At 59.9% G+C, this 14,818-nt stretch carries 13 protein-coding genes; 10 read left to right on the forward strand and 3 right to left on the reverse strand.

The window, feature by feature from the left end; genetic code table 11:
• Positions 1-168: 168 nt before the first annotated feature.
• Positions 169-1,494 carry an outer membrane channel protein TolC gene (gene tolC / locus GWQ31_RS10875; protein ID WP_159165534.1) on the forward strand — a complete coding sequence of 442 codons (1,326 nt, stop codon included), beginning with the start codon at positions 169-171 and terminating at the stop codon, positions 1,492-1,494.
• Between the two features lie 168 nt (positions 1,495-1,662).
• Here tolC and hldE read toward each other — a convergent pair whose 3' ends face one another.
• On the reverse strand, positions 1,663-3,090 hold the full coding sequence (gene hldE, locus GWQ31_RS10880; protein ID WP_265421024.1) for a bifunctional D-glycero-beta-D-manno-heptose-7-phosphate kinase/D-glycero-beta-D-manno-heptose 1-phosphate adenylyltransferase HldE: 1,428 nt from the start codon (positions 3,088-3,090) through the stop codon (positions 1,663-1,665).
• A 296-nt stretch (positions 3,091-3,386) separates the two neighbouring features.
• Here hldE and lpxL point away from each other — a divergent pair, with 296 nt between their 5' ends.
• Positions 3,387-4,310 carry an LpxL/LpxP family Kdo(2)-lipid IV(A) lauroyl/palmitoleoyl acyltransferase gene (gene lpxL / locus GWQ31_RS10885; protein ID WP_169046854.1) on the forward strand — a complete coding sequence of 308 codons (924 nt, stop codon included), beginning with the start codon at positions 3,387-3,389 and terminating at the stop codon, positions 4,308-4,310.
• Between the two features lie 154 nt (positions 4,311-4,464).
• Entirely contained in the window at positions 4,465-4,932 is a 468-nt protein-coding gene (locus tag GWQ31_RS10890) for an energy transducer TonB (protein WP_021140556.1), read from the forward strand.
• Between the two features lie 94 nt (positions 4,933-5,026).
• Here the strand turns inward: GWQ31_RS10890 and GWQ31_RS10895 are convergent, their stop codons facing one another.
• Positions 5,027-5,995, reverse strand: coding sequence for a CYTH domain-containing protein (locus tag GWQ31_RS10895; protein WP_169046855.1), 969 nt, complete (start codon positions 5,993-5,995; stop codon positions 5,027-5,029).
• Between the two features lie 169 nt (positions 5,996-6,164).
• On the opposite strand from GWQ31_RS10895, the gene GWQ31_RS10900 reads away from it, so the two are divergent.
• Both GWQ31_RS10900 and GWQ31_RS10905 read left to right on the forward strand, forming a co-directional pair.
• Complete coding sequence (locus GWQ31_RS10900) at positions 6,165-6,845, forward strand: TIGR00153 family protein (RefSeq protein ID WP_021140558.1); 681 nt, start codon at positions 6,165-6,167, stop codon at positions 6,843-6,845.
• A gap of 25 nt (positions 6,846-6,870) precedes the next feature.
• A complete protein-coding gene (locus tag GWQ31_RS10905) occupies positions 6,871-8,136 on the forward strand; it encodes an inorganic phosphate transporter (RefSeq protein WP_021140559.1) in 1,266 nt (421 codons plus the stop codon).
• A gap of 65 nt (positions 8,137-8,201) precedes the next feature.
• Here the strand turns inward: GWQ31_RS10905 and GWQ31_RS10910 are convergent, their stop codons facing one another.
• A complete protein-coding gene (locus GWQ31_RS10910; protein WP_275909344.1) occupies positions 8,202-9,443 on the reverse strand; it encodes a multifunctional CCA addition/repair protein in 1,242 nt (413 codons plus the stop codon).
• 290 nt (positions 9,444-9,733) lie between these two features.
• Here GWQ31_RS10910 and GWQ31_RS10915 point away from each other — a divergent pair, with 290 nt between their 5' ends.
• From GWQ31_RS10915 to mltC, 5 genes are all read left to right on the forward strand, one after another.
• Positions 9,734-11,377, forward strand: a complete 1,644-nt coding sequence (locus tag GWQ31_RS10915) for an ExeA family protein (protein WP_265453125.1) — start codon at positions 9,734-9,736, stop codon at positions 11,375-11,377.
• A complete protein-coding gene (gene exeB / locus GWQ31_RS10920) occupies positions 11,377-12,057 on the forward strand; it encodes a GspB family T2SS assembly factor variant ExeB (RefSeq protein WP_005313960.1) in 681 nt (226 codons plus the stop codon). The genes GWQ31_RS10915 and exeB overlap by 1 nt, the downstream gene beginning before the upstream one ends.
• A 101-nt stretch (positions 12,058-12,158) precedes the next feature.
• Complete coding sequence (mutY, locus tag GWQ31_RS10925) at positions 12,159-13,220, forward strand: A/G-specific adenine glycosylase (RefSeq protein ID WP_275909345.1); 1,062 nt, start codon at positions 12,159-12,161, stop codon at positions 13,218-13,220.
• 8 nt (positions 13,221-13,228) lie between these two features.
• Complete coding sequence (locus GWQ31_RS10930) at positions 13,229-13,501, forward strand: oxidative damage protection protein (protein ID WP_005313967.1); 273 nt, start codon at positions 13,229-13,231, stop codon at positions 13,499-13,501.
• An 89-nt stretch (positions 13,502-13,590) separates the two neighbouring features.
• Complete coding sequence (mltC, locus tag GWQ31_RS10935) at positions 13,591-14,691, forward strand: membrane-bound lytic murein transglycosylase MltC (RefSeq protein ID WP_265421018.1); 1,101 nt, start codon at positions 13,591-13,593, stop codon at positions 14,689-14,691.
• The last annotated feature ends 127 nt before the right edge of the window (positions 14,692-14,818 follow it).

Here is a 14,818-nt window from a genome sequence, read left to right on the forward strand (position 1 = left end):
GAGAAAACTCCCCCTCGTGCTTGACGTTCCTGTCGCTGGAAAAGAGACAGTTATCATAATATTTTGCTTATAGTAGAGTGATTAAGCTGAAATCAAGCTTGCTCAGTGACAATACCCCTCCTTCATCCAGCGACAGCTTTGGGTTAATACATAAGGTTAAAACGATCTATGAAAAGAACACTCTTGTCAGCCATGGTGTTGCTGGGCGTCAGCGCCGGCGCCCACGCCGAGAACCTGCTCGATATTTACCAACAAGCCCAGATCAAGGACACCCAACTGCAGGAATCCAAGGCCAAGCGTGACCAAGCCTTCGAGAAGATCAATGAATCCCGCGCAGCCCTCTTGCCGCAAATCAAGCTGGGAGCCGGCCTGAACTACCTGCAAAACAAGGGTGATACCCAGACCAACAGCAACGCCACTGGCTCCCTCTCGCTGGATCAATCTATCTATCGTCGCAGCAACTGGGTCAACCTGGACCTGACCGAGAAGAGCGCTACCCAGTCCGACGTGGCCTACAACCTCGAAATCCAGAATCTGATGCTGCGCACCGCCCAGGCCTATTTCAACGTGCTCAAGGCAATGGACACACTGGAATTCGTCCGCGCCAACAAGGCCGCCGTAGAACGTCAGCTGGAACAGACCCAGCAGCGCTTCGAAGTGGGCCTGACCGCCATCACGGACGTGCATGAGGCCGAGGCCGAGCGCGATCAGGCACTGGCGGACGAGATCAATGCCGAGAACACGCTGGACAACAGCTACGAGAGTCTGCGCGAGCTGACCGGCATCGACCACCGTCAGCTGGACGTACTCAATACTGAGCGTTTCAGCCCGCAGAAGACGCCGTTCAACTCCGACAAATGGCTGGAGCTGGCACTGGACAAGAACCTGCAACTGCACAGCGCCCGCATCGGCAAGGATATCGCCAAGGAGCAGATCGATCTGGCCAAGACCGGTCACGAGCCGACGCTGGATCTGGGTGCCGGTCTCTCCAGCACCTATAGCGACTACAAAGACGAGATCCGCAACCCCGAGAGCAACAGCAATCAGGGCAACATAGGCCTGAACTTCAAGCTGCCGCTCTACACAGGTGGCGCGACCACCTCCCAGGTCAAGCAGTCCCAGTTCAATTACGTGGCGGCCAGCGAGCAGCTGGAGCGCAGCTTCCGCTCAGTGCAGAGCACAGTACGCTCCTCCTACAACAACGTGAACGCCAGCATAGGTTCGGTACGCGCCTACGGCCAGTCCGTCATCTCCGCCGACAGCGCCCTCAAGGCCACCGAAGCGGGCTATGAAGTCGGTACCCGCACCATAGTCGACGTGCTGGACTCTACCCGCAAGCTCTACCAGGCCAAGCAGAAGCTCTCCGAAGCCCGTTACAACTACATTCTCAGCATCCTCTCCCTCAAGCAGGCCGCCGGCACGCTGGAGCAGAAAGATCTGGAGGAAGTAAACCAGGGGCTGATACCCGCCGCTCAGGTCAAGAACAAGTCCTGATCCCGACTCGTATCCAGTAAAAAGGCGACCCCAGGGTCGCCTTTTTGTTATCCGCTTTCTGTTGCCCGCACCGGCCGGTTCTCTTGCCACAGGCTGGTGAACGCCGCGAGACTTCCATACTCCGGTGCGGGCCAGACATAAAAAACCCGGCCGGGGCCGGGTTTTGACTCATCCGCGTTCGCGGATGGTCTTGATGATGTCGCTGGTGGAGCAGCCATCTTCGAAGTTGAGCACGCGCACCTCGCCACCGTTGGCGGTCACTTCATCATAACCGGCGATATCCTTCGGCTTGTAGTCCCCCCCCTTGACCAGCAGGTCGGGCAGCACTTCGGCGATCAGCCGCTGGGGCGTATCTTCAGCGAAGGGCACCACCCAGTCCACGGCGCCCAACGCGGCCAGCACGGCCATGCGACGGTCGGTCGAATTGACCGGACGACCGGGTCCTTTCAGGCGACGGACGGAGTCATCGGTATTGACCGCCACTATCAGGCGATCCCCCAACTTGCCGGCATTGGCGAGGTAAGAGACGTGACCGGCGTGCAGTATGTCGAAGCAACCGTTGGTCATCACCACCTTCTCGCCACGCAGGCGGGCAGCCTGCACGGCAATCTTGAGCTGGGCCTCGGACATGACGCCGAAACCGGTCTCCTGCTCGGTGTAAAGAGCATTGGCAAGCTCCACCGGGCTGACGGTGGAAGTACCCAGCTTGCCGACCACGATACCGGCGGCGGTATTGGCCAGGGCACAGGCCTCGTCCAGACTCATGCCGGCGGCCAGCGAGGTGGCCAGGGTGGAGATGACGGTATCACCGGCACCGGTCACGTCGTAGACCTCGTGGGCCTGGGCCGGCAGGTGCAGCTCTGGCTGACCTTCGCGGATCAGGGTCATGCCGTTTTCGGAACGGGTAACCAGCAGGGCCTCCAGCTCGAAACGCTTGACCAGCGCCAGTCCCTTGGCGACCAGATCCTCTTCCCCCTTCACCTTGCCCACCACGGCTTCGAACTCGGACATGTTGGGGGTCAGCAGGGTGGCGCCGCGATACTTCTCAAACTCGGTCCCCTTGGGATCGACCAGCACAGGAATACCGGCGGAGCGGGCACGCTGGATCATGCCGGGTACGTCGTTGAGGGCTCCCTTGCCATAATCGGAGAGGATCATCACGTCGCTGTTGGGCAGCGCCTGCTCCACCTTGTTCATCAGCAGAGTGGAGTCGACATCGTGGAAAGCCTCTTCGAAGTCGAGGCGCAGCAGTTGCTGGTTGCGGGAGAGCACCCGCAGCTTGGTGATGGTCGGATAGTCGGCCAGACGAACGAAATCACAGGCGACCTTGACGCCAGCCATCTGGCCAGCAAGGGCATCGGCCGCTTCATCCTGACCGGTCAGGCCAAGCAGAACGGCATGAGCGCCCAGAGCGGCGGAGTTGAGGGCCACGTTGGCGGCGCCACCCGGGCGCTCCTCAATGTGCTCAACCTTGACCACAGGCACCGGTGCCTCAGGCGATATCCGGCCGGTGGGGCCATGCCAATAGCGGTCCAACATGACATCGCCAACGACCAGAACGCGGGCTTTTGCAAACTCGGGCAGGGTGATTTTCATCTGTATCGACTCTCAAAACCTGAAAAATCAGCCGCCGATTTTATCACACTCTTTTGCGGGGTGTGAAAAAAGCACGCGGCCCTGCTTCGCTACCGTGAGCCGACACAGTGAGCAGACATGGACCAGCCATGTCAGCTCTGACCAGGCGAGAGGCCATTCGCACCCGACCCCGCTTTTCGGCTAGAATCCCCCGATTGCCAGTAAAACTATCCAATCAGGATATCCACGAGCCTTTATCGCCTCCCCTTTTTGGCTGGACTCTCCAGATCATGGCGATTGCGAACAAGAGATTTTTCATGGCCCACGAACACGCCCCTCGCCTCGAACCCCATCTGTTCCATCCCCGTTACTGGGGGAGCTGGATTGGCCTCAGCCTGCTTTGGCTGCTGGTATTGTTGCCCTGGCGCAGCCAGATGTGGTTGGGCCGTCAACTGGGCACCCTGGCCCGCGTATTGTTGAAATCCCGCGTCAAAATTGCCCGCCGCAACCTTGAACTGGCCATGCCGGAATTGACCAAGGATGAGCGGGAGAAGCTGCTCAGGCAGAATTTCGAAAGCGTTGGCTGCGCCATCTTCGAAGTGGGTATGGCCTGGTTCTGGCCCGACTGGCGCATGCGCAATCTGATGAAGGTAGAAGGGGAAGAGCACGTCATCGCCGCCATGGAAAAGGGTCAGGGCATGCTGCTGCTCTCCTGCCATTTTCTGACGCTGGAGCTCAACGCCCGCTGCTTCGGCTTGGTCAGGCCGGGGGTTGGCGTCTACCGCCCCAACACCAATCCTGTCCTGGAATATGCCCAGTACCACGGTCGCTGCGCCTCCAACAAATATCTGGTGGACCGCATGGACGTGAAGGGAATGATCAAGGCGCTGCGCAACGGCGATGCCCTCTGGTATGCCCCGGATCACGACTACGGCTCCCACGCCAGCGTGTTCGTCCCCTACTTCGCCGTTGAGCAGGCGGCCACCATCACAGGGACCGCCACCCTGGCCCGGGTGAAAAACACAGTTACCCTGCCCTGCTACAACATTCGCACAAAAGAGGGCTATGTCTTGCACATAGGCGCCCCTCTGGCGGACTACCCCAGCGGCGATGACGTGGTCGATGCCACCCGTGCCAACAAAGAGATAGAGGCCGCAGTACGCAAGGCCCCCGAGCAGTACATGTGGCTACATCGCCGCTTCAAGACCAGACCGAGCCCGGATGACATTGGATACTATTGAGTAAGAAAAAGATGAAAAGACCGCCGAAAGGCGGTTTTTTATGGCCTGCCGCCCACAAAGGGTTTTCATTCGTAGCTGAATATTTTATTAATAACCCTGCCGAGCGGCGGGCGGCCCCCGCCAGGAACAATAAAGCGAACGAAGGGAAGCGAACATGAAAGCCACTCTTTTACTGGGCGCCCTGTGCGTATTGACCGGTTGCAGTCACCAGACCCAGAGCGTGCACCTCACCTCACTCCCCCTGAGCAACATCACGGATGTGAATGCCCAGTGGACCCCCCTGACCAGAGTGGAGTCACGCTATCCCAAGGAGGCCATTCTGGCCGAAAAGATGGGATGCACCTCACTCGAGTATGTGATCAATGAAGCGGGTCAAGCCGAGCAGATCCGCGTACTGGCTCGCAGTGACGAACAGTTCAGCGAGGTCGCCATAGAAACGCTGCAACAGTGGCAGTGGCAGGCGACTACCGCCAATCCGGACCATACCCCCATCAAGTCCCAGACCCGATTCGAGTTCTGTATCGAGCACAACGGCCAGCCCTGTGACACCAGCGGGCTGGCGCAACTCTGCCAGGGGGAAGACATGGTCCGCAGCACAGGACTGGTCTACACCCAAGTCTGAAGCCTTCGCCTGTGATGAGAGTGTCGACCATGAAAAAGGTGAGCCCGGGCTCACCTTTTTCGTCACTACCCGTCACGCCCGCCGGGCACAAGCATCATGCAGTAGCGTGCAACCAGGCGGCGATGGCCAGTTGCAGCCGCACATAGTCAGCCCGATGGAAGAGAGCAGACAGTGCCGTCTGCCACTCAGGTTCGGCCACGTCTTGCGCCAGCAAGGCCAGATGAGTCGACAAGTCGGTCAGCGCCGCCAGCCAGGCCGGTGCCACCAGCGTATCGGCTGCCTCGATGACAAGCGCAATACCTTGCCGGATCTCTTGCAGCGCCAGGCGTCGCTGCTCGGGGTCCGCCTGTTCCAGCCAGTACTGCTCATGATGTTGCCAATGCTGCAGGCCCGAGGTGAGGCGTATAGCGGCATCGACCCCATTGACCACAGGCAAGGATTGCAACGCCAGCGGCTTGCCGAGCCCTGCCAACCGATAGCCGCGCTGCGCCTTGGATTGCGCGCCCAGCCTGACACCACCCAGCACGGTCAGCCGTTCTGCCAGCGCGAACAGGGCGCTGGCATCGCCGGATTTAAGCTCAAGTTCCAGTTCGTTGATGGCCGTTTTTCCCAGCGAGCCGACGATCTCGCCCTGATCCCAGGCCAGCTCGATCTCGGCTCCCTCGAAGGCAATCAGCCAGTGACGACGCAGGAAATCGGTACGGAACTGGGCAACCAGCTTGCCCTGAATCTCGTCGCGGACAGTCAGACTCGGGAAGATCTCGTCCGGAAAGGCAGATAGCCGCGGAACATCCCCATGCACAGGGGCATTATATTCAGGCCTGGCGTGCAATCCCCCCACCACCTGACCCCGGCATTTAATCGTCTGCTCGGCAAAATCGTCACTGCGACGAATGCGTAATCCCATTTCGAGCCAACGTAAATCCAGGGTCGGCGTATCAAAATAGACATTGCCAAGCTCCACCTGGGCATTGGATATAATTTCAATAGAATTCAGCAGGTTGGATAATGATTGTTGAATGTCTTGTGAGACAAAAAACTTTATCTCGATCTCAGTTTGCATAGTCATTCCGGGCTGGCAGGCAACTTGGGGGGGCATGATACTGAACGCGAGGATATAATGCCTGCGATACATCAGGATTAATTCACGGTTTTATTGATGGCGCAGTTCGGTTATCCTGCGCGCCTCATAACATCGTATCGAGTGTTTTTTCACCGACACAGGTTTGACCATGCCAGTAAATACTATTTTGGGGCTTTTTGCCAAGTCCCCCATCAAGCCGTTACAGAAGCATATCGTCAAGGTTCACGTGTGCTGCGAGCAGCTCATCCCCTTCTTTGATGCCGTGGCCGAAGACCGTTGGGAAGATGCCGAGAAGATTCGGGAACATATCGCCCAGCTGGAAAAAGAGGCGGACATCCTCAAACGTGAAATTCGTCTGAAACTGCCTCGTGGTCTCTTCCTGCCGGTCGCCCGTACCGACCTGCTGGAGCTGCTGACTCAGCAAGACAAGATTGCCAACCGTGCCAAGGATATCTCCGGTCGCATGCTTGGTCGTAAAATGGAATTCCCTGCCGAGATGCGCGCCGATTTCATGGCCTATCTCAAACGTTGTATCGATGCGACCGCCCAAGCCGAAAAAGCCATCGGAGAACTCGATGAGCTGCTCGAAACCGGCTTCAAAGGACGAGAAGTTGAAATGGTTGCCGAGATGATCCACCAGCTGGATCTTATCGAGGACGATACTGACACCATGCAGATCGGACTGCGCCAACAGCTGCAAGCCGTTGAGCAGAAGTACAATCCGATCGACGTTATGTTCCTCTACAAGATCCTCGAATGGGTAGGTGACCTGGCAGACCAGGCCGAGCGCGTTGGCGCCCGTCTGGAACTGATGCTGGCTCGTTCGTAATCGACTGACTGGGTAAACACTATTAATGGACATTATCGCGAATTACGGCACTACTCTGGTGCTCGTGGCGGCCTTGTTCGGCTTTTTGATGGCCTGGGGTATAGGCGCGAATGACGTGGCCAACGCCATGGGCACATCGGTCGGCACCAAGTCCCTGACCATACGTCAGGCAATCATCATCGCCATGATCTTCGAGTTTGCCGGTGCGTATCTGGCGGGCGGTGAAGTGACCGCCACCATCCGCAATGGCATCATAGATACCAATGCCTTTGCCGATACACCGGATCTGCTGGTGCTCGGCATGATCGCCTCTCTGCTGGCGGCGGGCTCCTGGTTGATCCTGGCCTCCTACTTTGGCTGGCCTGTCTCGACCACCCACTCCATCATTGGCGCCATCGTCGGTTTTGCGATGGTGAGCATTGGTCCGGAAGCGGTGCAATGGAGCAAGTTCGGCGGCATCGTCGGCTCCTGGATCATCACTCCGGCCATCTCCGGCATCATCGCCTACTTCATGTTCATCAGCGTGCAGAAGCTCATCTTCAACACAGATGATCCTCTGGCCAACGCCAAGCGTTACGTGCCCTTCTACATGTTCCTGACAGCGCTGGTGATCTGTCTGGTCACCATCAAGAAGGGGTTGACCCACGTCGGTCTGCACCTCACCGACGGCGAAGGGATCATGCTATCCGTCGCCATCTCCATCGCCGTGGCGTTTGCCGGCTGGCTCTACATTCGCGGCCAGAAGTACAATCCGCAAGATGACAGCAAGATGCACTTCGCCAACGTGGAGAAGGTATTTGGCATCCTGATGGTCATCACTGCCTGTGCCATGGCCTTTGCTCACGGCTCCAACGACGTGGCCAACGCCATAGGTCCGCTCTCTGCTGTCGCCTCCATAGTGGCGTCAGGTGGCGAGATCGCCGGTCAGTCCTCCATCGCCTGGTGGATCCTGCCCCTTGGCGGCATAGGTATCGTCATCGGTCTGGCGACCATGGGCGGCAAGGTAATGGCAACGGTCGGTACCGGTATTACTCACCTGACCCCGAGCCGTGGTTTCGCCGCCCAGCTGGCAACTGCCGCGACCGTGGTGATTGCCTCCGGTACCGGTCTGCCCATCTCCACCACCCAGACTCTGGTCGGTGCCGTCATGGGTGTCGGTCTGGCGCGCGGTATTGCGGCACTGAATCTGGGTGTGCTGCGCAACATAGTGGTCTCCTGGATCATTACCCTGCCCGCAGGAGCCATCCTGGCCATCGCCATTTTCTACGTCTTGCAAGCTTGCTTCTCTTGACGCAAGCCGCAGCAAAAAGCCCGGGTCACTGACCCGGGCTTTTTTATATCTGGCAGCAGAAGAAGCTACTCCTCGTCGATAAAAGTCCACTCGTCGCGCACCCGACTGATGGCATCGAGCCGGCGCTTGGCGAGCTGCTCGCGAATGGCCTCCCCCTTGAAACCGGCTGCCACTATCTCCTTCACGGGCACGGCCTGGGCCGCGCCGAACGCCTGTGCCACATAGTCGGGCTCGGCATAGACCCGCTCCTCGAAGCCGGTACGACCGTGGAAGTCGGCGCGGCAGGCGTCCAGCAGCTGGGCGAAACGCTCGGGTCTGCGCCAGGCATCCGCCTTGTCGAACACCTTGAGCAGGGTCGCGGGCTTGAGTTCGAAGGCGATGTGGATATGGGTGTGCAGATCGCTCACAAGCAACGCCAGATCGCGGCAGTCGTTCGGCACCCGAAAGCGCTCGCAAAAGTCGCGGATCAGCGGCAGTCCCTTCTGGCCATGCCCATGATGACTCGGCCAGAAGGCGGGCGGCGTCAGCCCCTTGCCAAAGTCATGACACAGGGCGGAGAAGCGCACCGCCAGCTCGGGGGAGAGACGACACGCCTGCGCCAGCACCATAAGCGTATGGATACCGGTGTCGATCTCCGGATGCCACTTGGCGGGCGCCGGCACACCGAACAGGGCGTCCAGCTCGGGGAACAGCGCCTTGAGAGCGCCACATTCGCGCAGCACCTCGAAGAAAATCTGGGGAGTCTCTCCCAGCAGCACCTTTTCCAGCTCCTTCCAAACCCGCTCCGGGGTCAGGTGGGCCAGCTCACCTGCGTCGGTCATCTCGCGCATCAGCGCCAGCGTCTCGGGGGCCACCACGAAGCCCTGGGCATGAAAGCGGGCGGCGAAGCGGGCAACCCGCAGGATGCGCAGCGGATCCTCGGCAAAGGCCGGGGAGACGTGACGCAGCATACGCTGTTCCAGATCCCGGATACCGCCGTAGGGGTCATGCAGCCTGCCCTCTTCATCCTCTGCGATGGCATTGATGGTGAGATCCCGGCGCAGCAGATCCTGCTCCAGCGTCACCTCGGGGGATGCGTGGCAGACAAACCCGGTGTAACCGCGGCCCTGCTTGCGCTCGGTGCGGGCCAGCGCGTACTCCTGCTGGGTCTTGGGATGGAGAAACACGGGGAAATCCCTGCCAACCTGGCTGAACCCCAGCGCCAGCATCTGCTCCACGGTCGCCCCCACCACCAGGTGATCTCGATCCCCTTGCGGCAATCCCAACAGGCGATCCCGCACTGCGCCCCCAACCAGATAAGTCTGCAATCTGCGTCTCCCTTGATAAACCTGCCCCGATTATACCGGTTTAGCCAGCAGAGACTATGCCTGCCCCCCGCCTCGTCGGCGATAACCCAGCCGTGCTGCAAACTACAGCTTTCGCCAGCAGGTGCACTGACCTCCCGGCCCACACCATGGCGGCACTTTCGATCCCTTGGCCCCGCTCAAAACGCCGAAGTGGAGCAAGGCAGGCGCCAGCCCCCCTTATGGCATCCGGGTCTTTGACATCCCAGTGGGGAGGCTTTAACCTGCCGCCCATAACAATGGAATGGATCCTTATGTACACACAGTTCTTCGGTCTGTCGGAGCCCCCGTTCTCCATCTCTCCCAACCCCAAATATCTCTATATGAGTGAACGTCACGGGGAAGCCTTGGCCCATCTCAACTACGGGTTGCAGGATGGCGGCGGCTTCGTGCTGCTGACAGGGGAAGTGGGAACCGGTAAAACCACCGTCTCCCGCTGCCTGTTGCAGCAGTTGCCGGCCGAGACCGAGATCGCCTACATCCTCAATCCATCCCTGACCGAGCGTGACCTGCTGGCGGCCATCTGCGACGAGTTCCAGCTGCCGTACGACAAGGATGCCGGTCTCAAGCTGCTGTTCGATCTCATTCGCGACCACCTGCTGGCCAACCTGGCGGCAGGCAAGCGCAGCGTTGTGCTGGTGGATGAAGCCCAGCATCTGCTGCCCGGTGTGCTTGAGCAGCTGCGTCTGCTCACCAATCTGGAAACCGACGAGAAGAAGCTGCTGCAAGTGGTGCTCATCGGCCAGCCCGAGCTGCAACAAATGCTGCGCCAGCCCCTGCTGCGCCAGCTGGCACAGCGCATCACGGCCCGTTACCATCTGCTGCCCCTTTCGCATCAGGACGTGGATGCCTATGTGCGCTTCCGGCTGCAGGTCGCAGGCTGTGTTCAGCCCATCTTTACTCCCAAGGCGACTCAGACCCTGCACCGCCTCTCCGGCGGCATTCCCCGCCTCATCAACCTCATCTGCGATCGCGCCCTGATCGCCGCCTTTGCCCGTGGCAGCCACAAGATAGTTCACGGCGACATCAGCCTGGCGGCCTATGAGGTGAGCGGCATTCGCGACGAGGGCACCTGGCAGTCCGGCCTCATGGTCGCTCTGGCGGGGGCCTTGCTGGTCGCCACCGGCTGGTGGGGCTGGCAGTTCTTCGGCTTCTTCCCCGAGCGCCCCGTGATCAAGGTGGAGGTGCCGGTCAAGGTGGATGACACCCCTGAGCAGCAGGAACAGCTGACCCGCGCCATCAATCAGGCGCTGGAACCGGACAGTGCCATGCAGAATCTCTACAAGGTGTGGGGTTACCAGACTGAACTGGAAGAGGCGACCTGCGACAACGCACCGCGCGCCGGCTTGCGCTGCCAGGAGGGCGACGCCTCGCTGGCGGATCTGCAGGCCCTGCAGCACCCGGCCCTCATCAGCCTGACCGACGAGACGGGCGGCATCTATTACGCAACCCTGGTCAGTCTGGGGCCGGACAAGGCCAACCTGCTCATCGGCAACCAGAGCTGGCAAGTGGACAGGCAGTGGCTGTCCGACTTCTGGGGCGGCAGCTACACCCTGCTGTGGCGCATGCCCAAGGGCGGCGTCGCCCTGATCGGCAACAATGCCGGCGCGACCCAGGTACAGTGGCTGGACAACGCTCTCAGCCGCGCCCTGCAACAGCCGGATCGCAAGGTGCGTCGCTTCGATGCCGAGCTCAAGAACAAGCTGCAACAATTCCAGCGCGAGCAAGGGCTCAATCCGGACGGCATAGCCGGCAGTAATACCCTGCTGCGTCTCAATGTGATGGCCGGTGAACCTATGCCCAGACTGGAAGATGAGTCCAAGCGCACCGGCACGCCGGCCAAACTGGATGCCATGGACGACGAGTCCATGGTCACACTGTCCGAGGAGGCTTCCTGATGTCTACCCTGCTCAAGGCGCTGCGCCGGGCCGATCAGCCCCAGTTTACCTCGCATATTCCGGCGATGGGGTTGCCCGTCACCCAGGAAGAGGAACAGAACCGGCGCTGGATCTGGTGGCTGCTGGCCCCCTTTGCTCTGCTGATGGGCGCTGGCGCCAACTATGGCTGGCACCTGCTCAACAACCGCCCCATCGAGAAGACAATCGAAGTGAAAGAGGTGGTCACCCCCCCCTTCGTTCGCATCGAGCCCAGGCCCATGATCACCCGCCCGCTGCCTCCGCCACTACCTGAACCCGTGGTGCGTCCGAGAGCAGTGCCCGAGAACAAAACGCCGGCTGCCGACAGCAGCCAGGGGCTTGCCGAGCGCATCATGAATGCCCTCAACAACACGCCGCTGATGGAAGAGGCTGTACCGCAGGCCCAACCCGAGGCGCAGGCCATGCCGATCAGCGCCCTGCCTCTGGAGCTGAAGCAACGGATCCCCGCCCTCTCCTACGGCTCCCACGTCTTCTCTTCCAATCCGGCCAAACGGGCCGTGATGCTGAACGGACGTGAGTTTCGCGAGGGCAGCGAGGTCGCCTCCGGGGTGACCCTGATCGCCATAGCACAGGACTACATCATATTGCAGGTGGCGGGTCAGAACGCCAGCCTCAAGGCACTGCAGGACTGGCGCGGCTGATCCCGTCACGACCACAACGCCGGCTCAGCCCCGCTGAGCTGGCATCCATTTCAAGAGGGAGCCTGAGAGCTCCCCTTTTTAATCAATAACATGAGAACCATGTGAGCAATTCAGACAACACCACTTTCGCCACCCGGATCCTCGACTGGTATCAGGTCCATGGACGCAAGACACTGCCCTGGCAGCAAGACAAGACCCCCTATCGGGTCTGGGTCTCCGAAATCATGCTGCAGCAGACCCAGGTCGCCACAGTGATCCCCTATTATCAACGCTTCATGGCCCGCTTCCCCGACGTGCAGGCCCTGGCTGACGCACCCATCGACGAGGTGCTGCACCACTGGACCGGGCTCGGCTATTACGCCCGGGCCCGCAACCTGCACAAGGCGGCACAGCAGATCCGCGATCTGCATGACGGCCTGTTTCCGGAACGGCTGGAAGAAGTGATAGCCCTGCCCGGCATTGGCCGCTCCACCGCAGGTGCTGTGCTCTCCCTGTCCCTTGGGCAACCCCACGCCATTCTGGATGGCAACGTAAAGCGGGTACTCACCCGCTGGCTGGCGCTGCCGGGCTGGCCCGGCCAGAAACAGGTGGAGAACGATCTGTGGGAGCTCGCCATCCGCCTCACCCCCAAACTCGGCGTGGCCCACTACAACCAGGCCATGATGGACATGGGGGCCACCGTCTGCACCCGCAGCAAGCCCGCCTGTGACCGCTGCCCGGTGCAGACCGATTGCCAGGGGCTGTCGCAGGGCAAGCCCACTGCCTACCCCAACTCAAAGCCGAAGAAGAGCATTCCGGCCCGCACCGGCATCATGCTGCTCATTCGTCACGGCGACGAGCTGCTACTGGAGAAGCGGCCGCCGCAGGGGATCTGGGGCGGGCTCTACTGCTTCCCGCAGGTGGAGTCACCAGCCGAAATCGACGGACTCTTGCAGCGGCTCGGGCTGAGCGGGCACGATTATCGGGAGCTGAGCGGATTTAGGCATACATTCAGCCACTTCCATCTCGATATTCAGCCTTTTCTGATTGAAATGGATGCGCCACCAGCCCCCCAGCTCATGGAAGCGGATAACCGACTCTGGTATAACTTACGCCATCCTGCAGAGGTGGGACTGGCAGCCGCCACGGCCCGCCTGCTTGCCTACCCGGACTTACAACCATAGAGGTCAACATGAGCCGTACTGTATTTTGCCAACGCCTGAAAAAAGAGGGCCCGGGCCTGGATTTCCAACTCTACCCCGGTGAACTCGGCAAGCGGATTTTTGACAACATCAGCAAGGAAGCCTGGACCGAATGGCAGAAGAAGCAGGTGATGCTGATCAACGAGAAGAAGCTGAACATGATGAACCTGGAGCATCGTCAGCTGCTGGAAAAAGAGATGGTGAGCTACCTGTTTGAAGCGGGCGAAGTGGCCATCGATGGTTATACCCCTCCCAGCCAATGAGTTGTACCTGTGAGCCAGCGACGGCTATGCATCTCTTAGCTCACAGCCAATGAATGACGGGCGGCTTCGCCGCCCTGTTTGAGGATCCTATGGGCCGAATTTTTTGGCTGCTTTGCACCCTGCTGTTTCTCTCTGCCTGCTCATCTTCCCCCAAGCCCAGCGGGAGCGAGGATGACACCCTGGTCAACGGCAAGGACATTCGCGGTTTCGAACACATGATCAGTGCGCTCTCCCATAACGTGAACGAGATATGGGGGCGTGAGGCGCTGTTTGCGGGCAAGTTTGACTATGTCAAATACACGGATCAATACAAGAGCCGTGCCCACATCGACTTCTCCAGCGGCCACATCATGGTGGAGACGGTCTCCGGACTCGACCCCCAGGCTCACCTGCGCCGCGCCATCATAGAGACACTGCTGACCCCGGACGATCCGGCTGAGGTGGATCTGTACTCCGATCGGGAAATCCTGCCCGGTGGCGAGCCCTTCCTCTATGGTCAGGTGCTGGACAATCAGGGGCAGCCGATCCGCTTCGACTGGCGCGCCGAGCGTTACGCCGACTACCTGCTCAGTACGGCGATGAAGAAACGCACTCTGGGGATCCGTACCATCTTCTTCGTCGATATTCCCATGGTGGCCAACCATGAAGACAAGCGGGGTTACAAGTACGCCAGCATCATTCGTCAAGCGTCCCGCAAGTACGGGGTGGCAGAGAGCCTGATCTATGCGGTGATCAAGACAGAGAGCAGTTTCAACCCCTATGCGGTCAGCCACGCCAACGCCTACGGCCTGATGCAGGTGATCCCGGCCACCGCAGGACGGGATGTCTATGTAAGGGTCAAGGGCAAGAATGGCCAACCAACCCGGGATGATTTGTTCAATCCGGCCTACAACATAGACGTGGGAACCGCCTACCTGCATCTGTTGCAGACCGTCTATCTGGCGGATATCCAGGACCCGCTCTCACGTCGCTATGCGGTCATCTCGGCTTACAACGGTGGTGCAGGCGGGGTGCTGAACACCTTCTCCAGCGATCGCAAAGCTGCGCCCGGCAAGATCAACCGGCTCTCGCCAGAGGTGGTCTACCAGATCCTGACAGAGCAGCATCCCAAGGCGGAAGCACGCCGCTACCTCTACAAGGTCAATCAGGCCGAAAAGGGGTTCAAGCGCTCGCTGGCTCGCACCGGCTAGCTGTGATCTCTCTGTAGGTTGTTCACTCGGGGCATTCCCGGAAAACTGGAGGCGCCAACCAAACCAATCATCCGAGGTGCCCCAGTGAACAACCATAAAAATGCCCGATTAACCGTCTTTGGTCGAC

The sequence above is a fragment of the Aeromonas sp. 2MA4 genome (assembly GCF_029237305.1).
Lineage (GTDB): Bacteria > Pseudomonadota > Gammaproteobacteria > Enterobacterales > Aeromonadaceae > Aeromonas > Aeromonas salmonicida.